This window comes from Pseudomonas fluorescens group sp. (assembly GCF_020093335.1).
Taxonomy (GTDB): domain Bacteria; phylum Pseudomonadota; class Gammaproteobacteria; order Pseudomonadales; family Pseudomonadaceae; genus Aquipseudomonas; species Aquipseudomonas petroselini.
The window spans coordinates 1-1,089 of the sequence record NZ_JAIOKW010000085.1 but is presented as its reverse complement, the minus strand read 5'-3'; the positions used below and the strand labels follow the sequence as shown (position 1 = coordinate 1,089).

Here is a 1,089-nt window from a genome sequence, read left to right as displayed (position 1 = left end):
CACGTTGTCGTAGCGGTAGTTGACCTGGCTGCCATCGGCGTTGAGGCGACGGCTGATCAGGTGCAAGCCGTCGGCGTATTCGTAGCGGGTAACATTCCCCAGCTCATCGCGTTCGGAAGTGATTTTTCCGTAGGGGTTGTAGCTGTATTCCCTGAGCGCACCGCCCGATAGCACAACGCCAATCAACCGCCCAACACTGTCCCATTGATACTGGGTCAGCGCCCCATGCTCATCCTCACGCGCCACCTGCCGGCCAAGATCGTCATAGCGATAACGCTTGATCCCACCATTCGGCAACTGCTCTTCAAGCAACTGCCCACGTTCATTCCAAACCAACTTCTGACAGCTGTGATCCGGATACCAAACCCCAACCAGTTGCCCATATTTGTTGTAGCTGTAGTCAGTAGCGTGACCATCAGGATCGGTCCTACGCGTCACATCGCCCTGATCATTGCGCTCATACTTCCAAACCGCTTCACCACGCCTTACGACCCGTACGAACCCATTGTCATGCTCGTAGGTCGTCGGCTCATCCTCCCCCGGAAACAACGCCACCAAGCGTCCAGCGTCGTCGTACTGATACGCCGTCACCGCCCCCAGCGGGTCCTGCTTAACCGTCAGCCGGCCTTTTTCATCGTAAGATTTAAAGTGCTCGGCACCGTCCGGATCCACCCGCTGCACCAGCCGCGCCCGCTGGTCATGCACGTAGACTTCCTGACTGCCGTCGGCGTTAAACACCGTGACCTGCCCGTTGTCATCCCAGGCATACCGCGTGTCCATCTGCGAAAAACTGGCCCAGTGCCGGACACACCTCGCCGCCTTGCCTGACCTTTCCCACTCCCAGTAAAAACTCGCCCCACCGGCCAAACCACGCTCAAGAATGACGTGCTGTTCGTCGTACCGATAAACCTCGCGTTCACCGACAGCATTGGTCGCAGAAACCAGTCGCCCAGCACCGTCATACGCGTAGGAAACAACGTTCTGTTCCGTCACCCAGACAAAAGGCTCAAGACCCGTGGCCCGATGGATCTGATAATCCACCGCCACGATCCGCCCCGACGCATAACGCAAAAACAACGAACGCCCGAC

Annotated in this window: 1 pseudogene; it reads right to left on the bottom strand. The window is 57.9% G+C overall.

From position 1 onward, the window contains the following. Positions 1-1,089: pseudogene (locus tag K7431_RS30805) on the bottom strand (type IV secretion protein Rhs); the annotation flags it as partial.